Genomic DNA, 21,271 nt, shown 5'->3' on the forward strand with positions numbered 1-21,271 from the left:
AAATACAAGCAACACAAAAACTATCGTTTCTGGAGACTTAGGAACAATGAATACAGACTTAACCTACGGATTATTATTGGCTTTGATTAATGGCGCGATTTGTCTATTGTTACCTGCAATTGTGTCTTATCTCCAACGTCAACGCCAGAATAATGATCAGTCATCTGTCATGACTCAGCAGCAAAACTAATGGATTTTGACTACTCTAAAGTTGCGACAACCTATCGCTGTTCAAAACTTATATGGAAATTTCAGGGCTGAAACTGTTGTCTGTTGAGGGTTTGAACTCTATTGGTTATCTTTTGAGGTTGGCGCAACTTTTAGAAGTAATACTATATAAGGCTTTCAGCGTTTTTTGGTTTTTCCTTATTGTCAAGTCGATGGCTGAAATGGTATATTCAGATCAGGTTGGCGCGATCGCACCTCGAAAACTATATAAATTAACGGTTTCAGGAGCCTGCGGTTATAATAACCACTAATCCCTTTCAGGGATTGAAACTTCGGACTAACTGGCGGCGCGATGTTGGATTACCTTGTTATAATAACCACTAATCCCTTTCAGGGATTGAAACTTGTTGAGCCAACTCATAAGCCATTTGAGCGTTCTGTTATAATAACCACTAATCCCTTTCAGGGATTGAAACTAACTGGCGGTGACTGGTTACGGGGTGAAGAGAAGGTTATAATAACCACTAATCCCTTTCAGGGATTGAAACATCGGGAAAAATGTCAATCGGTTCCGGTGTCGGTTGTTATAATAACCACTAATCCCTTTCAGGGATTGAAACTACTCTGGCAACAGCCGAACTCTTAAAAAATAGGTTATAATAACCACTAATCCCTTTCAGGGATTGAAACAAGTTTGATGAACACTACAGTAGACACCCCTGTAGTTATAATAACCACTAATCCCTTTCAGGGATTGAAACTGGCTTCCGGGTATGCCTAGCGAGGAACTATTGGGTTATAATAACCACTAATCCCTTTCAGGGATTGAAACAATTTGTTTAATTCCCATAATCGCGGCGCTAACGTTATAATAACCACTAATCCCTTTCAGGGATTGAAACATTTCTGAAGACAATCACGCCACACCCCCCGGAAGTTATAATAACCACTAATCCCTTTCAGGGATTGAAACTTTCAGGTTTTTTGGAAAGTGATCCTGAAATTCAAAGAGGTTATAATAACCACTAATCCCTTTCAGGGATTGAAACTCGGAACTCTCAAATTGATATTCAACTAAATCCTTGTTATAATAACCACTAATCCCTTTCAGGGATTGAAACGAGTTAACCTAATCGGAGGTCAACTAATGACTAATAGTTATAATAACCACTAATCCCTTTCAGGGATTGAAACTAGAATCCAGATTGCAGGTGAGAGAATCCCTAGGGGTTATAATAACCACTAATCCCTTTCAGGGATTGAAACGTTGCGGTCATAATTAAATTCCTAATTGTTTTGGGTTATAATAACCACTAATCCCTTTCAGGGATTGAAACTGGCTATTTACTGGCATCTCTGAGATGTTGGTCGTTATAATAACCACTAATCCCTTTCAGGGATTGAAACCTAGAATAGATAAGTCCTCAGCATTATTTATTATAAGCAATTTTGTTCCTAGAAGGTTGATCTGCTTCCGGGTATGGCTCTCGGCCAAAATCGAACCGCGAAAGAAACTAATGCCATTGCTTGGTTAAGTTGTTGCAGTTGTCGTTGAAGTTGCTTATAATTTTGCCTGAGTTGAGCACTTCCCTGTTGTCCATAATCAATAAAATTCGGTGCTCTTTCTAAAACAAATCGGGTGTTACGCTCCATTAAAATTAACCGTTTTTCTAAACGATTAATCATTAAAGTAAACAGCCAGATTTTTCGAGCGATATACAAACAGACTAAAGAAATTAAAATATTGATGATAATAACAGTAATCAGCATTGTGATACTTTGATCATAATCAAGGATTGTATCATCCGTCAACTACTTGTATTGGCTATCTTAAAGAGATTGAGGAACTAGAAAGGAAAAACCCCTCAAAATGTTAACACTTTAAGGGGTTTTATCGAGTGCCAGGAGGCGGACTTGAACCGCCGACACGAGGATTTTCAGTCCTCTGCTCTACCGACTGAGCTATCCCGGCTTGTTTTTCACTTTTATTAATCTAGCAAATCTAATCGCGTTTGGCAACCCCCCTGAAGAGAAATTTTTTGATACAGTGAATGAGGCAGCAGATGGGATAGCAGCATGAGGCACAAAAAACCCCCTGTAGAGCTCATTGGGGTCAGCTTAATTTGGCTTTTGGTGGCGGTAAGCGATCGCATCTGGTTTAGGATGGATCGTTCAGTGCCCGCTTGGGATCAAGCCGATTATCTCAATAGTGCCCTAGATTATTGGCAAATGTGGCAACATCCCCAAGGGTTTTCCGGGGACTGGTGGACTCAGATGTGGATGCTGTCACCGAAAATCCCACCTTTGACCTATTTATTAACCATTCCCTTTCAAAATTTATTAGGATTAGGATCGGATCAAACCAATGCCGTTCATTTATTATTCAGTGCAATTTTATTCGCTTCGGTTTATGGTTTAGGAACCCGTTTATTTAACCCCACTGTGGGATTTTGGGCAACGGTTTTATGCGCGATTTTCCCCGGACTTTATCACCATCGCTTACAATTTCTATTAGATTATCCGTTAACCGCAATGGTGACGTTAAGTTTTTATGGCTTAACGCTGTGGTGGTTTTCTAAATTCGATCAATCTTGGCGATTTTCTATTGGATTTGGGTTAACCTTTGGACTGGCTCTTTTAACCAAACAAACCGCCCTATTTTTCCTATTTATTCCTTTATTATGGATAACCGCTACAATTCTTAAACATCGTCAATGGCAACGGTTTTTACAATTAGCGATCGCCTTATTATTATCAATTGTCGTTATTTTTCCTTGGACAAGAACTAATTGGTTATTAATGTTAACCTCTGGGAAACGAGCAACGGTTGATTCTGCGATCGCAGAAGGCGATCCAGCGTTAACCAGTTTAGATGCTTGGACTTATTATTTTAAATTACTTCCGGCTCATCTTTCCTGGCCGTTATTAATTATCCCGATTATAGGACTTTTATTCTATATTATCAAACATTATTCGTTATCGGGAAATCAACAACATCATCCCTTTTCTGATTTTGCCAAATTAGACTTAAACTGGATATCCTTAAACTGGTTAGCTATATTTTGGTTTGGGGGATATTTTATTTCTACCTTAAATATTAATAAGGATTTTCGGTATACTTTACCCTTACTTCCGGTTTCAGCGATTATTTTAGCTTATTTTTTAAGCTTATTCCCGCAACAATGGGGGCGACAAATTCGCTGGTTTACGGTTAGTTTAGGCATAATCTTAATGATTTTTAATTTATGGCCCATTGGCAGTTATCCCGTTAGACAGGTCATGAGAACTTTAAACCCAGGAAATGAACATCATGTTTATTTAGGAAAGCCTTGGCCCAATGAACAAGTGATTACAGAAATGATTCAATCTCAACCTTATTTAAAAGCTAATTTAGGGGTATTACCTTCAACGCCAGAAATTAATCAGCATAATTTAAACTATTATGGAGGTTTAAAAGATTCTCAAGTGTATGCTAGACAAGTCGGAACGAATAAAAATAATGTTTTTCAGGATGTGCGTTCAATGTCTTGGTTTGTCACTAAAACCGGACAACAAGGTTCAGTAGATCGGGTTCAAGATGCTCAACAAATGACCATGCAAATGTTAGAAACAAGTCCAGAATTTAACTTAAAAAAACAATGGTTATTACCGGATAATAGTTTTTTAAATTTATATCAAAGAATCATTCCGTTTGTAAAAGTTGAACCCCTAAAACAATCTATTTCTAAGGTAAAATTAGAACAAATTTTAATTCCTAAACAAGCACCCCCAGGAGTTGCGGTTCCTGTGACTTATCAATGGCAAGGATCGTTACAACAATTGCAGGAAGGAATCGTAATTTTAACCTGGAAATTGACTCCTGAGCAAAAAGAAGGTTTATCATTTTGGATTCATGATCATGGTATTGGTATGGGAGAATTATATGGGAATTCATCAAATCAGAGTTATCAAGTGACAGAACAGATGGCGATGCTTCCTCCAGTTAATCTTATCCCTGGAAATTATCAGTTAGAAGCTACTTATTTAAACCGCAAAACAGGTGAAATTTATCAAATAGAATCTCCTAAGATTACCTTAAATATCAATCCTAAAGCTCCTACGTTAACAGCACCAGAATTAGATTTAGTGACGCAGTTAAGAATATTATCAGTGAATTTACCTCAAGGAATAAAAGGGTTAGATCCGATTTTTGCGGAGGTAGGACGAATTAATCAATATGATCCGGTTCAAGATTATATTAATCAAGCGGAAATAGCGTTAGAATATCGATTAAAACAAGAACCATTCCGTTTAGATTTAGCGTATAATTTAGGGTTGGCTAATGTTTTACAACAGGATGCAAAAGGAGCGATCGCCGCTTTAAAATGGGTCACTCAACTAGATAGTAAAAACCCCAATGCTCATGCTTATTTAGCATTTGTTTATCTGTATAATTTACAGCCCAAATTAGCAGAACAGGCGTTAAAACCTGCCTTAGAGTTAAAACCCAATCAACCGGAATTTAAAGCTTTATTAGGGGTTGCTCAATTGATGCAGGGTAATATTATTTCAGCTGGGCAGAATTTACAAGCGTTGTTATAATATTAGGTTAGGGGGTGCGTGCGCTGGGCTTACGCACCCTACAGAATTGTTAATCTAGGATAGCACCCCGTTGTTTGAGGTTGAGTTTTGCTTCGGGAGACAATCCCACAACCCCTAAAAATTTAGCATTTTCCACAATAGAATCCGTGAGATAAATACCGCTTAAATTAGAACCACTTAAATCAGCAAACGATAAATTTGCCCCTGTTAAATTCGCTCCAATTAAGTTAGCATCTCTTAAATCGGTAAAACTCAAATCCCGTTCAATTCCACCTTCAGTCACAATTTCCTGAACCAGACGCCATTTCTCACTCATTTCGGTGGTTTCATCAATTAAAGTGCCACTTAAATTCGCACCTCTAAGATCCGCACCCGTCAGGGTCGCACCCTTGAGATCTGCACCAATTAAATTAACCCCTGTGAGGTTAGAATTCGTCAAAATAGCACGGGTGAGATTGGCATTAATTAATTTAACATTGGTGAGATTAGCTCCTGTTAAATTCGCGCCAATCAATTTAGTATAGATTAAGTTAGCTCCACTTAAATAGGTATTCACTAAATGGCTACGATTGAGATAAGCACCGACTAATTTAGCTCCATTGAGATAAGCACGGCTGAGATCTGATCCACTTAAATCTGCACCACTTAAATTAGCATTAATTAAGTTGACTCCTGTTAAATCGGCTTCACTCAAATCGGCTCCCTGTAAGTCGGCATTAATGAGATTGGCACCACTTAAATCGACGCTACTCAAATCCACACCATTGAGTTGAACCCCAATTAAGATAGCACCTCGAAAATCCCTTTCTCCGTGAGTATATTTTTCAACTAATTGTTTAATGTCCATTCTTTAATATTTTGTTTAATTCGTGTTAGCCTGACTAGAAACTGAAGTCGGTACTGATGCCAACCTCTCCTTATGGATCACAGGACTGTAATTTCTTTCGAGCCCGACGAGCAGAACGCAATAATTTAACCCGGTAAGGATCGGCATCGGTACGCCAGTAGACACGATAACCCCTGATTTCAGCACAATGATCTTCTAAACATTTTAACCAACCCAGGCGCGTCCGAATCAAACGAAAGTTATCCAACAGTCCCCATTTTTCTTCTTGGTCACTGAGTCTAACCAACTGTTGATAGTGGGGATACTCTGGCGTGACTAAGGTTTCTTTGCGATGCAATATGGGGGGATTGGGGCCATCATAGGCTTGATAGCTCACCTGAAGATCCCGTAAGTCAATTTGCATACAAGTGCTGAGAGTCGGATGAGGTTCGAGATCAAAATCGGGAGAAAATAAATAGGAAATTTTGGGCGTTTTGATATGAAACTTAATTAAGTTTGCACCTTCAGGACGACCGAGAGTTTGACTCGCGCATCCCTCATAGAGTCGCAGTAAGGGATCAAGTTTTTCCAATGCTGAAATATGAATCCAGAGGGAATTGGCTCGTTTTTGACCGACTGCACTATTTTGGCAATGGTTGGCAATAATTTTAGGATCACCAAGAGTATATAACATTAGATCAGCTAAATTACAAGATTTTTTATAACTACCGAATAAACCTTTTATATCATTTTTCATTTGTTCTGAAAGCTGAAACAGTTTAGGGCGACGACCAAACCGACTTAAGGCAATATAAACCAGTAGATCTTGACGGCGTTTATGGGCGATTATATCCCATTCATCGGGGTTTGTTGCTTGTAAAATTAGTTGAAATGCACGTTTCAGGCTGCCAAATTCTTGTTTAATGGGTTCTTCTTCTGGAAGTTCGGTTTCTACTGGTAAACGACCGCGATCGCTAACAAATTGAATCAAGGGTTGCAGTAAATCTTGATAATCTTCAAAGCGTTTAATGTTTAACCGGACTTTGGGAGAAGTTAACCGGGAACGAAAGCGAGAGGCGCGAAATTTTTCAGCTTCTGTTTCATCCCGAAAAACAATATAAACTCCTAAATCTAAAGGAATGGCATCAACATTTAACACCTGATCAATATAAACTTTGAGTTCCTCCTGTTGATAATATTTCTGAAAGGTATTGCGACTGGTAATCACTCCATCCCCATAAACCATGATCCCTTTTTCTTGGGTATCGACTAATACTTGGGCTGCGATAATTAACACCTTTTGGGTTAAATTCCAGGCCTGAATTAACGCTTCTCGTCGTTCCGTTTGACATTCAATGACGTTAATTACATAGCCTAAATTGACAATATCTGATTCAACACGAGGGGTCTGGGGAGAATAATAAGGGTCCCATCCGGTGCTGATATATCCCTGTTCTGCTAATCGTTGAATATCTCCCCCATATCCACAGCCATAATCAAAAAAAGTAGTCTCTTTTTGAAAGAGTTCCGCTTCTAATGCTAAACGAACCGGACGAGATAAGGTTTTCCGAGGAAGTGCGGCCCGATGACGTTCAATTTTAGGGAGAAAAGCTAAGGGATCATCGGGATTAATCGGAATTAAAGACTCTAAATGATCTCCAATTTTAATCACCTGATGATCTTGAATTTCTACCCCATGTTTATTTAAGTGTTGTTGCCATCCTTTGCGAGTTCCAATGGTGCGATAGAGACGAGTTTCTGATTGAATCAATTCTGCATCTAAGGCAGAGACGGATACTCGTCGGGGTTCTAATAATCCTAATTTTTCTTCAGTTTGAGTCAGTTGGGTGAATTTTTCATAATGGGGATAATCAGAACTTACAAAGGTTTCTTTTCGATGTAAAATTGGCGGATTATCACTATTAGAATAATCCATAAGATTCACTTGTCCGGTTTTAACATTAACTTGAAAACTAGCTGTTAAAGCTGGATGGGGATCTTGATCAAAGTCAGGATAAAATAAATAAGAAATAACGGGTTGATTGGTATGAAATTTGATCAGAGTAAAGGGTTTGAGCAAGGGTAAATAAAAACGGCTTAATTGTTCATAAATTCGTAATAAAATATTTAATTCGCCTAAAGCTGAACGATGAATATATAAGGCATTGGGAAGTTTTTTTCCCAAGGAACTTTGCTGACAAGATTGATTAATAAAAGTCGGGTTTTGCAGATTCAATAACAGTTGATCAATAATCAGACAAGTTTGTTGGTAACTGCCAAAATAATTATAAATTTCTTGTTGAATTTCGGGAGAAAAAGTCTTAAAACAGTTCAGACGAGGGGGAACTTGTCGTTGCAGAGCTTGTAAAGCGAGAAACATCAGTAAATTATTCCCGACCCGGACATCACCATTGGGAGAGTTTTGTTGAGTTAAAACCTCAGAGGCAGTAAGACATTCCCAAGAATAACTCTGGGGAGGAAAAACGAGATGATGACTACTACTCATTCGTCTGACCCCGATTAAAACGTAGCGGTTTATTCTGATTTTAAAGCAAGAAACAGGAATGAAGAATTAAGAATGATGAAGCTTACCCTGAGAAATCTGAAACTATGGCTAACGAATCCCTATTTCCGGGTCAATCCCATTATGTCACAATTCCTGAACAACAACACCCAACGCTCCGACGTCGCCGGATGCACCAAAGCGTTGCTTTCTTATTATTAATCGGATGTTTTTTTAGCGGTTTAGGAATTCAACTCGCCCGGTTACAATTAATTCAAGGAGAATATCATCGAGTTCGAGCCGAAAATAATCGCTTACGTTTGATTCCTGTTCCTGCAAAACGAGGTCAAATTTTAGATCGAAACGGGTTTTTATTGGCGGGAAGTCAACTGTCTCGCTCAGTTTATTTATGGCCCCAAGAACAATCTCCTCAACAATGGAAAATTACCGCCCAACAATTACAATCTATTTTAAAAGTTCCCGCTTCTGAAATTCTGGAAAAATTAGAAAAAACCGGTTATCGTTCTCGAATTCCGGTGCGCGTTAGTCCGAATTTATCTCCCGGAATGTTTATTGGTTTAGCCGAGAAAGTGGAAAATTTACGCGGTGTGGAAGTGCGGGGAGAATCCCGAAGAAGTTATCCTAATGGTAATTTATTGGCTCATATTTTAGGTTATATTGGGGAAGCGACATCGGAAGAATTAAAAGCAAATCCTGATTATCCGATGGGAATGATGGTTGGAAAAATGGGGATTGAAAAATTAGCAAATTCTAAAATCCAGGGAGTTTGGGGAAATCGATTAATTGAAGTGGATGCGAAAGGACAGGAAATTCAAGAGTTAGGATTGCAATCTCCTAAACAAGGAGAATCTATGGGTTTAACGGTAGATTTAGCTTTACAAAAAACCGCCGAAAAAGCCTTAGCTAATCGTCGAGGGGCGGTTGTGGTTTTAGATGTTAAAACTGGAGGAATTTTAGCGTTAACCAGTGGGCCGACTTTTGATCCCAATCTCTTTACAGATCAAGTAACGTCGCAGGAATGGAAACAACTTCAAGGCGCTGAACAACCTTTATTAAATCGAGCTTTACAGGGATATCCCCCCGGTAGTACCTTTAAAATTGTGACGACAACGGCCGGAATTGAATCCAGAAAATTTTCACTCACTTCTAAATTAGCAACTGCTTCAGCAATTAAAATTGGTGGGATTGCTTTTCATGAACATGGAAATGGTTATGGGGTGATTGGATTTAAAGATGCTTTAGCTTTTAGTAGTAATACCTTTTTCTATCAAGTGGGGATGAAAACAGGGCCAGAAAATATCGCAAAATGGGGCAAAGAATTGGGAATTGCGGGAACGATTAATTTAGATTTATTGGGGTTAGATGGAGCAAATCACGGACAAATTCCTACCCCAAAAGAGAAGGAAAAGTTATATGGAGAACCTTGGTATGTAGGAGATACGGTAACCATGGCAATTGGTCAAGGTTTAGTCTTAGTTACCCCCTTAGAATTGGCGGTGATGATTTCTACTGTTGCTAATAATGGTTGGCGAGTTCAACCCCATTTATTAATGTCTCAAACGAATACATCTGAAACTAAACCGATGAAAACAAAAATTTCTGCATCCACACTGAATCTCATTCGCGCTGGATTAATTGATGTGGTGAAAAAAGGAACGGGACGAGGATTAAATGATGGCACAATTCCTTTAACGGGGGGAAAAACGGGAACAGTTGAAATCCCTGGACAGCCGGATAATGCAATGTATGTTGGGTTTGGGCCTGCTAATAAACCGGAAATTGCGATCGCTGTGGTGGTGGAAGCGGGAGGGTATGGAGCAGTTTCTGCGGCTCCGATTGCCCATGACATTTTTAAAACCTATTTTAGCAATCGAAACGTTCCAACTCAATCTAAACCTTAAAACCGTTAAACAATCAACAAATTAGAAACAGAACTGTTATTAAAAATTAGTTCCCGTGATTCCTGACGAACTAATCCTTCAATCACAGCTTCTTGTAGTTTGAAAAAGGCATGAAAATCCTCCATACTGTATTTGGTTGTTTGCAAAAGGTTCCGCAAACGTTCTTCAGCATCGATTGTTAGGTAGCCTGTCTCTAAACAAGTCTCAACGATCAAGTTAATTTTATTCATTTTTGTTGACATCTCGTTACGAAATGGTGAGTTTATTGCTGTAGAAATTACGTTTTTATTCTCCATACTTACACAGAGATATTACATCTTTCTTTAGAAAGATTATTATAAAGATTATTATGATCAAATCTTGATATTTGAGATAATCAGATGCAAAATTTATTTTGGACGATTCTGAAATCAAAAAGTTCCCCTAATTTCATCCCAGATCGAAATCTTCACGTTAAAATCATGATTGGTAAACCTTCTACTGGATTTCGCGCCACTCCATCTTCTGGGTGATCAATAATTTGTACTGTATCTAACTTTAACTGTAGAGTTTGTTTGCAGACAATTTACAAAAGCGGGAAGCTACAAACGTCGGGGAGAAACCGTTGTGAGATCTTGAGCGTCTCGCCGAGCGTTAAAAAATGTACTATTGTATGAATGATACATTGGGTTAATTTTTCTCTTTATGTCATTGAATCGCCGTCAATTTTTAGGGTTAAGTGGTCTGAGTGCGTGTAGTGTGATTGCATGGGAGATTAAAAAGCGGTTTTTGACGACTTCTGAAACTTCACATCAAGAAATTCCGGTAACACATCATGCGATCGCAGCAGTTCCTAGTAGTCATCAACCGTTATTTCGTTTTATCGCGATTGGAGATGCAGGCACAGGAGAGATAGGGCAATATGATGTCGCTAATGCCATGTTTCGCTATTATCAAAACAATCCTTTTCAAGTGGTAACTTTACTAGGAGATAATATTTATACAAATGGTGAAATTGAGAAAATCAACGCCGTTTTTGAGAAACCCTATCAACCCTTACTCAAAGAAAATGTTCAATTTTATGCCTGTTTAGGAAATCACGATCTTAGAACAGAAAATGGAGATCGTCAAGTAACTTATCCTTTATTTAACATGAAGGGTCGTTACTATAGTTTTCAATATGATCCGGTGGAATTTTTTGTTTTAGATGCCAATCATAATGCGGACTGGGAAAACCAAATGCCTTGGTTAGAAAACCAACTGCGAAAAAGTCAATCTCCTTGGAAAATTGTTTATAGTCATTTTCCCATTTATTCTTCTGGAGTATATGGTGTTAATGAAGAATTAATTAATCGCTTAACGCCATTATTTAAACAATATAAGGTTCAACTTTATATGAATGGTCATGAACATGATTATGAACGCACGAAACCGATTGAGGGTACCACTTATTTAACAACGGGTATCGGAGGCGCCCCCATTCGGCCAGTCGGACGTTCAGAGTGGACAGCAACCGCCGCCTCAACCTTAGGATTTACGGCGATTGAAATTTATGCTGATCATCTCATGATTCGCGGGATTGATCCTGAAGATCAAGTGTTTGATGAAGGGATAATTAAATTGCATGGATCGCTTTAAGAATTAACACACAACTGGGAGCCTGAGTCATTTAGCTATTTCTCGATGAGTGCCAAGCAAAGCTAAAATTTGATCAAACTGGAAGTTATCAACTAAATAAGCAAGAGTTTCAGCTAAAGCTGCATTTTCGGATGGAATGTGTTTGAATATGGGTGCGAGTTGACAGAGATTTTTTCACAATCACCCCACAATTAGAACATTTCTGTGAAGTGTAATGGGGTGTAACGGGAATTGCCAATTTATCAAATTTGGTTGCAAAATATTCTATCCATTGCCGAAACAAATACCAACTTGCATCACTAATTGATTTAGCCAAACAGTGGTTTTAAACCCAATTTCTTGATAATTAGTTTTGGTACGCAGAATAATCTGTCATCAGAGGGTGGTGCCAAAGCTGGTGACAAGATTTGAACTTGCGACCGGCTGATTACAAATCAGCTGCTCTACCACTGAGCTACACCAGCAACATCTTTTACTATAGCAAAAGTTGTTAATTTTGATCAACTCCTTTTGCAATTTTTTAAATTATAAGGTTTCGAGATAACTCAACAGGTCAGCCATTTCCTTAATATTGGGTTGAAACTTAGGCATGGGAGGGGTATTGCCCCCAATAACTTGCTGAATAATCCCGACTTCTGACTTGCGTTGGGAAACATCATGCAGACTTGGCCCTACTTGACTACTCCCTTGCCAAGCATGACACCCAGCACAGTTATAGAGAAAAATCTCCTGTCCCCTTACCGGGTCGCCTTTGAGGGAGAGAACACTTTCCACATAGGGATCAAAAACCTGTAGCTTAGGAAGGACAAAAATCCAACCTAGGATAAAAACCATCAACACTAGGCTGACGACGGTGGCCCGTTTAATCAGGACTTCAATTTGTGTAATCGCAAGCTGGTTATCCAAGGTGTTTCTAATAATTTGAGAATTATCTACAAAAATCTTTACACTGTAACTAGCTTATAGCGTTGATGAGTGAAGAGCAAGAGCGCCCAACAGTTAACCGTTAACCGTTAACGGTATCATAGAGGGTTGATTGCTCAAGTTAACACCGAAGGAGATCCAGTGGTAGAACCATTACTGTCAGGAATTGTTCTGGGTTTAATTGTCGTGACGCTGTTAGGGTTATTTTTCGCAGCGTACCAACAATATCGTCGGGGAAACCAACTTAATATCGACTAAATATCCAGAATTTCCACTCACCCTTGGTTGATCCGTCTAGGTTAACCGGGGGTGAACTTATTCCGTGAATGTTATGAGTCAGCTAGGGATGGATCTGATATCAGTAGGAACAATGCTCCTCATTGTGGTGATTGTGATCCTTCTGATTCTTTATTTTCGAGGGGTTTTTCGAGACAAACACCACTATCAGGTTAGAAATTTACCCCCACCCACCGCCGATAATTTCGCCTTTACGATTGCCTGTTTATCGGATTCCTACATTACCGCCGGACAAGTCACTGGGTTTTGGGTGGAAGCCGATCAAATTTATGCCGCCCGACTGGATGCCATTCGCAAAGCCCAAACGGTGATTCAGTTTGAAACCTATATGATGACACCGGGGCGACGGGCTGATGAGTTTGCAGCCACCTTGGCTGAACGTGCTCAAGCGGGGGTTAGAGTTCAACTGTTAGCGGATAATTATGGCAGCCAATCCATATCTGCGGACTATTGGCAACGGTTGGAAGCCGCCGGGGTGGAAGTTGAATTATTTAATGAATTAAGTTGGAAAGATTTAAGCCATCATCTCAAACGCAATCATCGGAAGTTATTGTTAATTGATCAACATCTAGCGATGATTGGGGGGGCGGGGATTTCTGATGAGTGGGATGGTTTAGACGGGAATGATTGTTGCTGTCCTTGGTTTGACTATGAAATTGCCTTTGAAGGCCCTCTAGTTGCCCGGTTACGGGGTATTTTTCTGCAACATTGGATGGATGGTGGCGGTGTGGCGGATTTGGCCTTAGATCCTCTGGTTTTGACTCCTGAACATGATCCCAAGGTGATTATTACCCCCGGAGAAGATCCGAGTTATCGAGATTCGGAAATTCGCTCTTTATATCAATCTTTAATTCAGGCTTCTCAATATCGACTTTGGATTGCTAGTCCCTATTTTTTACCTGATCCGAGTTCCCGTAGAGTTTTATTTGAGGCGAAGCGCAGAGGGGTAGATATTCGGATTTTAACGATGGGAAAAACCTGTGATAAACCGTTTGTTCATTATACGTCCCGTGAATTGTACGGTTATTTATTGCAGGGAGGAATTGAGATTTATGAATATCAAAAAAGCATGATGCACGCAAAGGCTTGGTTAGTTGATGATCATTGGGTGAGTTTAGGTAGTGCTAATTTTGATCCCCGTAGTTTGTTTAAAAATGATGAATTAAATATTTCGACGTCTGAACCTGAAGTTATTCCCCAAATTGAAACGTTTTTTACACAGGGTTTTGCCAATAGTTATTTGGTGAATCGCAAAGATTGGCAACGTCGCTCTAAATTGGAACGGTTAATCGGACAATTCTGTTTATTATTTTTCTGGCAACTTTAATCAGTTATCAGTTATCAGTTATCAGTTATTAGTTATCAGTTATCAGTTATCAGTTATTAGTTATCAGTTATTAACCCGCAATAAACAACAGTACCCAAATCCGGTTTCCTCAGTGATTTCCTCTCCTGTGTTGGATGATGTAGAGTTGCACTAAGGTTTAATGCTTAGTTGCATTGCTCCCTTTACCATAATTGGGGGAAGTGTAAGGATTAACGATGGGTACTGTTGTTTATATTCGACTTCGACGAAACAGATTGTTTTGACGTTTAACAGCGTAACCTACCTCCTAGTCAGACTGAGGAATTTCCTCGTTTATAATATATCAAAGTTGGAGTTGTAAACTTGTTAATTACGAAGCTACATTGCTCCCAGTTGATTCACTTGAGGAAATATCAGCAACCAAAGGAAGAGGTGCTGCGGAAGATGACAGACGTTAGATGAAACAGTATTTTTACCTCCTAATTTCACTCAACTTCGATGCCCAATAAAACGTTTTTATGACCTCCTTTTAGATGAGATATAACCGTTTGAACATCGTTTGCTTATCTGTCAGGGAAGCTTTCTTTGCTTCTGTTAATACTGTAATAAACCTCCCTCTGAATTGCAAGTGAAATCAACTAAAGTTAATCATTTCATTCATTGACACTCTCTCAAATGTAAAGTTAAGTAACATTAAATTCTGAGTGGAATAGGCTTCTAATTTGGATACAGAGGGGATAGCCACTGCTCAAACCGTTAATCAAGATTCACTCAAAATATGGCCCAACCCAAATCGAAACCATTGCTTGAGGCTGCAATTTCATCTGTTCACAAGCAGATTCAAGTTCTTCGAGAGGAACATCAACAGATTTCTATTGACCTCGATATGCGTCTCAGGCAATCGCAGAAGCCTAGCGTCACCAAGCTCGACAAATGGTACAACAGTCCGCAATGCGATCGCAGCCTTGGAACAATAACGGTACTGGAAATAGCAGCAATAGTTTTAAAATGCAGTTTAAATATTGATCAGCTTAAGCCCTAAAATTAAAGATAGAGAGCCCTGAAGGGCTCACTACGAATTAGAGGATTTCTCGTCCTAAATAGGGTTGTAAAACGTCAGGAATACGGATGGTTTCATCAGGTTGTTGATAATTTTCTAAAATCGCAGCCATAGTGCGACCTACAGCTAACCCAGAACCATTTAACGCATGAATATATTGTGTACCTTTTTTACCCGCTTCTTTAAAGCGAATATTGGCACGTCGAGCTTGAAAATCCTTAACATTGGAACAGCTAGAAATCTCGCGATAGGTTCCCGCAGAGGGCAACCACACCTCAATATCATAACATTTGGCGGCGGAAAATCCTAAATCTCCCGTACATAATTCTATCACCCGATAAGGTAATTTTAACGCTTGTAAAACCCCTTCAGCATCCTGCACTAATTTTTCATGTTCTGCTTCTGAAGTGTCAGGATGAACCAGTTTCACCATTTCCACTTTATTAAATTGATGTAACCGAATTAACCCCCTGGTATCTTTCCCATAACTTCCGGCTTCTCGACGAAAACAAGGGGTATAGGAACAATGATAAATGGGTAATTGTTCCGCCTCTAAAATCTCATCTCGATACAAATTCATGACGGATACTTCAGAGGTCGGAATTAACCATAAATCATCGGAATCACATTTAAAACTTTCTTCGGCAAATTTCGGTAGTTGACCCGTTGCGGTTAAGGAGGTACTATTAACTAATAACGGGGGCATGACTTCAATATAACCGTTATTCGTATGGCGGTCTAACATAAATTGAATTAAGGCTCGTTCTAAGGCAGCACCTGCACCTTTTAACGCTACAAATCTCGCTTGAGCGACTTTCACCGCCTGTTTAAACTCTAATAAATTCAGTTTTTCACCCATATCTGCATGATGCAAAATATTAGGATTTTGGGGAATATATTCATCTCCCCAGCGTCTAACTTCTACATTCTCTCGTTCATCTTTTCCTACCGGAGTTGATTCACTGGGTAAATTGGGAATGGGTAATAATAATTGAGTGATTTGAGCATCAATTTCTTTTTCCTTTGGCTCCAATTCACTCAACTTTACTTTCAGTTGTTGACCTTCTTCTCTTAAGACTTTAATTTCTTCCCCTTTAGGGTCACATCCTGATTTAATTTTCTCCCCAACTAATTTACCAATATCATTACTTCGGGTTTGCAATACAATGCGTTCCTGTTCCAGTTGGCGACGTTGTTCATCTAAGGTTAAAATCGGTTGCAAATCATACTCGCCTCGTACCTTTAGGCGGTCTTGCACTGCGGCTGGATTTTCCCGAATTAATTTAATATCTAACACGGCGTTCCCTTCAATACTGCTTGATTTTGGATTATGGGTTTATCTTTATAGTCTACTCCATTCGGGCAACATCAAATAGAAGGGAACCCAAAAGTTATCGATTCATCAATTATCTCCACCCTTCCCAAGGTGTAACTTCCAGCAGTCCAGAGGGAGATAAGACCACCTGAAATTGAGCAAAAGATTGAAGGGAAGATTGAGCATCCGGTTGGAACAAGAAGGTGGTTTTTTGCATTTCCTGAACAGCGGCTGAGTTAAAGGGTTTATAGGCAATGATTTTGCCTTTTTCATTTAAAATAACTTGATAAATCAACAAATTTTTAAGCATCAAATTAGCTTGCCAACGCCGATCAATTGTATCATAAAGTTGTTGGTTTAAGTGTTGAATTAATTCCTTATTAGTAATCGGTATAGGTGTTTTTTGTACCAAAGGTTGAGAATGAGGCATTGACCAAAGTTTAATCGTTTCATCCCCACTAGCACTCGCTAAAATTGTACCTTCAGGATTAAAGACTAATGACCAAATAGGATGATGATGTTCGGATAAATGGTTTAAAAGTTTCCCCGTATTGGGATTCCATAAATTAATGGTTTTGTCATAACTTCCACTTGCTAAAATATCTCCATTGGGGCTAAAAACAACGGATAAAACATCTGCGGAATGGTGATTTAACGAATGCAGAACTTTCCCGGTTTTAAAGTTCCACAATTTGACGCTATGGTCTGCACTACCACTCGCTAAAATTGTGCCATTAGGACTAAAAGCTAAGGAGTGAACCGCCGCAGAATGCTGCATTAAGGTATAGTTTCCTTCATCGGTTAAAGACCAAATTATAATATTACCATTTTCGCTTCCCGTTGCTAAAGTTTGACGATCAGGACTAAAGGCAATTGAAGTCACCCAATCTTTATTATCAAGGATTTTTAGAAGTTGACCTGTAGACAAATTCCACAACCGAATAGTGTGATCTGTACTCCCAGAAGCTAACAATTTCCCATCGGGACTAATGGCAATTGCTTTAATATCATCGCTATGACCTTTAAGGGTTTGAATCAGTTGACCTGTTGTAAAATTCCACAGTTTAATTTCATTATCCCAACTCGCACTAATGATCACTTTTCCGTCAGGACTCAGCGCTAAAGATTCAACGGCATCAACGTGAGCATTTACGGTTTTTTGTAATTGACCTGTTTGCAAATTCCAAATTTTAATAAAACCGCCATAACCTCCACTAATTAATGTTTGACCATCGGGAGTCATTGCGATCGCATAAATCCATCCTGAATGATCTTTTAAGGTTTGCATAGAGGACAATGATAAACTTGATTTAAGCTCAGGGGATGTTGCATTTAATCTTGAGAAATTCTTAGCTAATGGAACACCCATCACAACTGCGGTTGTAATCGCTAAAGCCGTTGATATTTTCCAATTTATTTTCTTAATAAACATCTGCTTTGGCTCCCTAAATATTCTACAATAAAGACATCAATTAAGATTTGACAGAAACTCGATTTTTAGATTGATGATGAACAATCCATTGACGATAGAGAAATAAAACAATAATGATTAACATTGACACCATGCCAATAGGAGTTAAATATGTCCAATGGTGAGCCATAATTGCCCAAATATGCCAGGTTAATAAAAACATTGCCCAATACGTTAACTGTTGTAATTTCTTCCAATTTTTCTTAAGGCGTTTAACACTCCAATCATTAGACGTAATTGCCAATAACGTAAAAATTGTTAACGTTGAAGTGCCTTGAAAATAGAACCAATAGGTTTTAATATCTAACCAATCAAAATTTCTTTGTTTAATATAAATATAAGCATGACCCACCGCTAAACAAAATGATAAAAGACCAATCCAACGCCGATATTTCAACAACCATTTAGGAATCCCTGTTTTAGTCGTGGCTGGGAAAACAATTCTTAACGTGGTTGGAAGTAATGTTAGAATATAAGCACCAACCGCTAAAAATCCTAATAAAGCTGCAAAAGAAACTGGATTAAATTCAAGTTGAAATAGTTGCATGGCTTAATTCCCTCATCCTGAATAGTTCTATTAAGCCAAGCTATAATTACCACTTCCTTTCACGGAGATTACAAATTTGTAATATTACAAGCTGATTAATCCCATTATTATTAAGGAAGCTTTCATCAAATTCTCATCCAATTCTCATCAAACTTATGAATGTCCTGTTGATTGAAGATCAACCCAAAATCGCCAATTTTGTACAAATGGGTTTGAAAGAACAAGGGTTTGTGGTTAACTATTGTGACAACGGCGATGACGGGTATTTAGAAGCGATGAACAATGACTATGATGTAATTGTTCTCGATATTATGATCCCTGGAAAAGATGGATTAGCCATTCTCAAAAGTCTCCGCAAAGCCGGACGGAATATTCCGGTTATTTTACTCACCGCACGCAATGAATTAGAAGACCGACTGGAAGGACTTAATTTAGGTGCAGATGACTATATTTCTAAACCTTTCTTTGTCGAAGAATTAATCGCGCGAATTCATGCAGTTGTCCGTCGGAGCATCGGAGAACGCCAAAATATTATTGCTTATGGCCCTCTAAAATTAGATCGAATTACCCGAGAAGTGACCTGTAATCAACAAATTGTTGAACTCACCACTCGTGAATTTAATTTATTAGAATATTTGATGCGATCGCCGGGACGAGTCTTAACTCGAACACAAATCTTAGAACACGTTTGGGGGTATGATTTCAATCCCAATACCAATGTTGTCGATGTCTGTATTCAACGCATTAGAAAAAAAATTGATTGTATCGGAGGAAATGATTGGATTGAAAGTGTTCGGGGTGTCGGTTATCGCTTTCGGAAACCGGAGTCATGAACATGAAACACCACTCTTTTCGAGTCCGTATTGCGCTGTTATCTGCAACCCTAACCGGAGGGTCTTTAATCGCCTTTAGTTTAGGATTTTGGGGACTCAGTTATAATGCTCATCTCGCCCGTTTAGACGCAGAACTTAGAAATCAATTATTACAAAGTGATCACATCCAAGAACAACCTTCATTACAAGTTTATGAAACTGAATTAACCCATCATTTTAACGATATTCCTATCACCATTTGGATCATTGATCGAGAGGGTTTTACTCAATATCGCTCCCCCAATATGCCAAATTTTAACCTCCAAATTTCTGATTTTCCCCCATTTCCCTTACCTCCCCATCATTTAGATTTTCCCCATACTCCCGATAAGTCTCGTCCCCCCGGTTTTCCCGATGCTCCCCGTCGTTTGCGCCGTCCTCCCCGTAATTTTGAACCGCATTTCCCTCCCCCTCCTCCCCCAGAACTTAAAATTATCACCCGACGGTCTTCTTCGGGGTTATGGCGTGTCGGTTTAGTCACGTTTCCCCATCAAAAAGTAGCGATCGCCACGAGTTTTAGGGGTATTGATCAGGAAATGGCATCAATGCGGAATGGGTTTTTAGTGTCAATTCCTATCCTATTATTAATGATTGTAGGTGCTTCTTGGCTTTTATCCAGTAGTGCATTACATCCGATTCAACGATTAACAAAAAGTATCCGACAAGTGACAGCAAAAGGACTAGATCAGCGTGTTCCTATTAACACAACAGATATTGAATTTGTCGAATTAATTCAAGTGTTTAATCAAATGTTAGAACGTTTAGAACGTAGCTTTAAACAAGCGTCTCGCTTTAGTGGAGATGCGGCTCATGAACTCAAAACTCCCCTGGCTATTCTTCAAGGAGAATTAGAACAAATGTTACAAAAAGCCGAAACAGAATCATCTACACAGCAAGCCTTAAGTCATCTTTTAGATGAAGTTAGACGTTTAGGAGGAACAACCCGAAAATTATTATTATTATCCTTAGCGGATGCTGGACAAATGCGATTATATCAAACCCCGGTCAACTTATCTTCAGTGTTAGCAGACCAGATAGAAGATATAGAATTATTAGCACCAGATTTAATCATTAAAACAGATATTAATCCTGAACTCATTGTATCAGGAGATCAAGATTTATTAACCCAAGTTTTACAAAATTTAATTAGTAACGCCATTAAATATAATTTGCCGGAAGGTTGGATCAAAATTCAAGGCTATCAACGGGGGAAAAAGGTTATTATTACTGTTACTAATACCTCTAAAGATATTCCCCTCAAAGATCGAGATCGTTTATTTGATCGTTTCTATCGAGGTGATCCGGCGCGAACTCGCCAAATTGAAGGGATCGGATTAGGATTAAGTTTAGCACGAGAAATTGCCCGCGCCCATCAAGGGGATCTGACGTTAGATCCACCTGAATTGGGTCAAACCTCGTTTACCTTTACCCTTCCCCAAGCCGGGTCAAAATTGCTGTAATTTTTGATAAATTTATCTACAATAGCATTACCTCTTAATTGTTATTGTTGTTTATGAATCCCACTGTAGAAACCCTGAACTCCTCTTCAATCACATCAACTTCTGGGAAAATTAAATTGCTTTATGATGGTGAATGTCCCTTATGTTTACGAGAAGTAAATTTTTTACAGAAACGGGACGCAGGACGAGGATTAATTGCCTTTGTTAATATTAGTGAGATTAATTATCGTCCTGAAGATCATGGCGGGATTTCTTTTGAAGCCGCAATGGGACGAATTCATCTTTCCTCCTCTGTGGAGACTCCCACTGAACCTGTAATCAGGTCAGTGGTGAGAGGAAACAGAGGTCGGGTTCTATGCTGCATACAAGTAACCATCCTTTTTGTGAATCATTGTGCAATAT

At 39.0% G+C, this 21,271-nt stretch carries 19 protein-coding genes, 2 tRNA genes, 1 pseudogene and 1 CRISPR repeat array; of the genes and pseudogenes, 11 read left to right on the forward strand and 11 right to left on the reverse strand.

The window, feature by feature from the left end; all coding sequences use genetic code 11:
- Positions 1-46: 46 nt before the first annotated feature.
- The gene (locus IQ236_RS19500) at positions 47-190 is read left to right on the forward strand and encodes a hypothetical protein (RefSeq protein WP_190517937.1); all 144 of its coding nucleotides are present in this window, start codon (positions 47-49) and stop codon (positions 188-190) included.
- A 272-nt stretch (positions 191-462) separates the two neighbouring features.
- Positions 463-1,575: direct repeats of the CRISPR family, unit length 37 nt; unit sequence GTTATAATAACCACTAATCCCTTTCAGGGATTGAAAC.
- 48 nt (positions 1,576-1,623) lie between these two features.
- Here IQ236_RS19500 and IQ236_RS19505 read toward each other — a convergent pair.
- Together IQ236_RS19505 and IQ236_RS19510 are read right to left on the reverse strand one after the other, a co-directional pair.
- Positions 1,624-1,938, reverse strand: a complete 315-nt coding sequence (locus IQ236_RS19505) for a hypothetical protein (protein ID WP_190517939.1) — start codon at positions 1,936-1,938, stop codon at positions 1,624-1,626.
- Positions 1,939-2,067: 129 nt separating this feature from the next.
- Positions 2,068-2,140, reverse strand: a tRNA-Phe gene (locus IQ236_RS19510).
- 104 nt (positions 2,141-2,244) lie between these two features.
- Between IQ236_RS19510 and IQ236_RS19515 the strand changes: the two genes are divergently transcribed.
- Positions 2,245-4,749, forward strand: a complete 2,505-nt coding sequence (locus tag IQ236_RS19515) for a glycosyltransferase family 39 protein (RefSeq protein WP_193870834.1) — start codon at positions 2,245-2,247, stop codon at positions 4,747-4,749.
- Positions 4,750-4,798: 49 nt separating this feature from the next.
- On the opposite strand, the gene IQ236_RS19520 is transcribed toward IQ236_RS19515, so the two are convergent.
- Together IQ236_RS19520 and IQ236_RS19525 are read right to left on the reverse strand one after the other, a co-directional pair.
- Positions 4,799-5,596, reverse strand: coding sequence for a pentapeptide repeat-containing protein (locus tag IQ236_RS19520; RefSeq protein ID WP_193870835.1), 798 nt, complete (start codon positions 5,594-5,596; stop codon positions 4,799-4,801).
- A gap of 70 nt (positions 5,597-5,666) precedes the next feature.
- Positions 5,667-8,081 (reverse strand): DNA phosphorothioation-associated putative methyltransferase, encoded by a 2,415-nt coding sequence (locus tag IQ236_RS19525; RefSeq protein ID WP_193870836.1) that lies wholly within the window; start codon positions 8,079-8,081, stop codon positions 5,667-5,669.
- Positions 8,082-8,185: 104 nt separating this feature from the next.
- Here IQ236_RS19525 and mrdA point away from each other — a divergent pair, with 104 nt between their 5' ends.
- Positions 8,186-10,000 carry a penicillin-binding protein 2 gene (mrdA, locus tag IQ236_RS19530; protein ID WP_193870837.1) on the forward strand — a complete coding sequence of 605 codons (1,815 nt, stop codon included), beginning with the start codon at positions 8,186-8,188 and terminating at the stop codon, positions 9,998-10,000.
- A 5-nt stretch (positions 10,001-10,005) separates the two neighbouring features.
- Here mrdA and IQ236_RS19535 read toward each other — a convergent pair whose 3' ends face one another.
- Positions 10,006-10,230, reverse strand: coding sequence for a hypothetical protein (locus tag IQ236_RS19535; RefSeq protein ID WP_190517951.1), 225 nt, complete (start codon positions 10,228-10,230; stop codon positions 10,006-10,008).
- Positions 10,231-10,380: 150 nt separating this feature from the next.
- Here IQ236_RS19535 and IQ236_RS28080 point away from each other — a divergent pair, with 150 nt between their 5' ends.
- Positions 10,381-10,512 (forward strand): hypothetical protein, encoded by a 132-nt coding sequence (locus tag IQ236_RS28080; RefSeq protein WP_265578697.1) that lies wholly within the window; start codon positions 10,381-10,383, stop codon positions 10,510-10,512.
- Between the two features lie 172 nt (positions 10,513-10,684).
- Positions 10,685-11,617: a metallophosphoesterase gene (locus tag IQ236_RS19540; RefSeq protein ID WP_193870838.1), complete on the forward strand. Its 933-nt coding sequence runs from the start codon at positions 10,685-10,687 to the stop codon at positions 11,615-11,617.
- A gap of 109 nt (positions 11,618-11,726) precedes the next feature.
- Here the strand turns inward: IQ236_RS19540 and IQ236_RS19545 are convergent.
- The 3 genes and pseudogenes from IQ236_RS19545 to IQ236_RS19555 all read right to left on the reverse strand — a co-directional run.
- Positions 11,727-11,942: pseudogene (locus tag IQ236_RS19545) on the reverse strand (zinc ribbon domain-containing protein); the annotation flags it as partial.
- 67 nt (positions 11,943-12,009) lie between these two features.
- A tRNA-Thr gene (locus tag IQ236_RS19550) sits at positions 12,010-12,081 on the reverse strand.
- A 61-nt stretch (positions 12,082-12,142) separates the two neighbouring features.
- Positions 12,143-12,523: a c-type cytochrome gene (locus tag IQ236_RS19555; RefSeq protein WP_190517957.1), complete on the reverse strand. Its 381-nt coding sequence runs from the start codon at positions 12,521-12,523 to the stop codon at positions 12,143-12,145.
- 159 nt (positions 12,524-12,682) lie between these two features.
- Between IQ236_RS19555 and petG the strand changes: the two genes are divergently transcribed.
- The 3 genes from petG (at position 12,683) to IQ236_RS19570 (ending at position 15,186) form a co-directional block, all read left to right on the forward strand.
- Positions 12,683-12,799 carry a cytochrome b6-f complex subunit V gene (gene petG / locus IQ236_RS19560; RefSeq protein ID WP_190517959.1) on the forward strand — a complete coding sequence of 39 codons (117 nt, stop codon included), beginning with the start codon at positions 12,683-12,685 and terminating at the stop codon, positions 12,797-12,799.
- Positions 12,800-12,911: 112 nt separating this feature from the next.
- A complete protein-coding gene (locus tag IQ236_RS19565; protein WP_228041751.1) occupies positions 12,912-14,165 on the forward strand; it encodes a phospholipase D-like domain-containing protein in 1,254 nt (417 codons plus the stop codon).
- Positions 14,166-14,922: 757 nt separating this feature from the next.
- Positions 14,923-15,186, forward strand: coding sequence for a hypothetical protein (locus IQ236_RS19570; protein ID WP_193870840.1), 264 nt, complete (start codon positions 14,923-14,925; stop codon positions 15,184-15,186).
- Positions 15,187-15,223: 37 nt separating this feature from the next.
- On the opposite strand, the gene serS is transcribed toward IQ236_RS19570, so the two are convergent.
- The 3 genes from serS to IQ236_RS19585 form a co-directional block, all read right to left on the reverse strand.
- Entirely contained in the window at positions 15,224-16,501 is a 1,278-nt protein-coding gene (serS, locus tag IQ236_RS19575) for a serine--tRNA ligase (protein WP_193870841.1), read from the reverse strand.
- A 109-nt stretch (positions 16,502-16,610) separates the two neighbouring features.
- On the reverse strand, positions 16,611-17,951 hold the full coding sequence (locus IQ236_RS19580; protein ID WP_193870842.1) for a WD40 repeat domain-containing protein: 1,341 nt from the start codon (positions 17,949-17,951) through the stop codon (positions 16,611-16,613).
- Positions 17,952-17,991: 40 nt separating this feature from the next.
- Positions 17,992-18,537 carry a ferric reductase-like transmembrane domain-containing protein gene (locus IQ236_RS19585; protein WP_193870843.1) on the reverse strand — a complete coding sequence of 182 codons (546 nt, stop codon included), beginning with the start codon at positions 18,535-18,537 and terminating at the stop codon, positions 17,992-17,994.
- A gap of 155 nt (positions 18,538-18,692) precedes the next feature.
- Between IQ236_RS19585 and IQ236_RS19590 the strand changes: the two genes are divergently transcribed.
- From IQ236_RS19590 to IQ236_RS19600, 3 genes are all read left to right on the forward strand, one after another.
- Positions 18,693-19,370 (forward strand): response regulator transcription factor, encoded by a 678-nt coding sequence (locus tag IQ236_RS19590; RefSeq protein WP_193870844.1) that lies wholly within the window; start codon positions 18,693-18,695, stop codon positions 19,368-19,370.
- Between the two features lie 2 nt (positions 19,371-19,372).
- Positions 19,373-20,869, forward strand: coding sequence for a sensor histidine kinase (locus IQ236_RS19595; RefSeq protein WP_193870845.1), 1,497 nt, complete (start codon positions 19,373-19,375; stop codon positions 20,867-20,869).
- A 53-nt stretch (positions 20,870-20,922) separates the two neighbouring features.
- Positions 20,923-21,271: thiol-disulfide oxidoreductase DCC family protein (locus IQ236_RS19600; protein WP_193870846.1), on the forward strand; the 349-nt coding region annotated here is incomplete at its 3' end.

Origin of the sequence: Planktothrix mougeotii LEGE 06226 (assembly GCF_015207485.1) — a bacterium.
In the GTDB taxonomy this organism is placed as follows: domain Bacteria; phylum Cyanobacteriota; class Cyanobacteriia; order Cyanobacteriales; family Microcoleaceae; genus Planktothrix.

Bases quoted from the DNA above. Each gene is read 5' to 3' on its own strand.
- IQ236_RS19570 (WP_193870840.1), top strand. From the start codon at position 14,923: ATGGCCCAACCCAAATCGAAACCATTGCTTGAGGCTGCAATTTCATCT.
- IQ236_RS19525 (WP_193870836.1), bottom strand. From the start codon at position 8,081: ATGAGTAGTAGTCATCATCTCGTTTTTCCTCCCCAGAGTTATTCTTGG.
- IQ236_RS19595 (WP_193870845.1), top strand. From the start codon at position 19,373: ATGAAACACCACTCTTTTCGAGTCCGTATTGCGCTGTTATCTGCAACC.
- IQ236_RS19565 (WP_228041751.1), top strand. From the start codon at position 12,912: ATGCTCCTCATTGTGGTGATTGTGATCCTTCTGATTCTTTATTTTCGA.
- IQ236_RS19540 (WP_193870838.1), top strand. From the start codon at position 10,685: ATGTCATTGAATCGCCGTCAATTTTTAGGGTTAAGTGGTCTGAGTGCG.
- IQ236_RS19580 (WP_193870842.1), bottom strand. From the start codon at position 17,951: ATGTTTATTAAGAAAATAAATTGGAAAATATCAACGGCTTTAGCGATT.
- IQ236_RS19590 (WP_193870844.1), top strand. From the start codon at position 18,693: ATGAATGTCCTGTTGATTGAAGATCAACCCAAAATCGCCAATTTTGTA.
- IQ236_RS28080 (WP_265578697.1), top strand. From the start codon at position 10,381: ATGCAAAATTTATTTTGGACGATTCTGAAATCAAAAAGTTCCCCTAAT.
- IQ236_RS19500 (WP_190517937.1), top strand. From the start codon at position 47: ATGAATACAGACTTAACCTACGGATTATTATTGGCTTTGATTAATGGC.
- IQ236_RS19505 (WP_190517939.1), bottom strand. From the start codon at position 1,938: ATGCTGATTACTGTTATTATCATCAATATTTTAATTTCTTTAGTCTGT.
- IQ236_RS19515 (WP_193870834.1), top strand. From the start codon at position 2,245: ATGAGGCACAAAAAACCCCCTGTAGAGCTCATTGGGGTCAGCTTAATT.
- IQ236_RS19585 (WP_193870843.1), bottom strand. From the start codon at position 18,537: ATGCAACTATTTCAACTTGAATTTAATCCAGTTTCTTTTGCAGCTTTA.
- IQ236_RS19535 (WP_190517951.1), bottom strand. From the start codon at position 10,230: ATGAATAAAATTAACTTGATCGTTGAGACTTGTTTAGAGACAGGCTAC.
- mrdA (WP_193870837.1), top strand. From the start codon at position 8,186: ATGGCTAACGAATCCCTATTTCCGGGTCAATCCCATTATGTCACAATT.
- IQ236_RS19520 (WP_193870835.1), bottom strand. From the start codon at position 5,596: ATGGACATTAAACAATTAGTTGAAAAATATACTCACGGAGAAAGGGAT.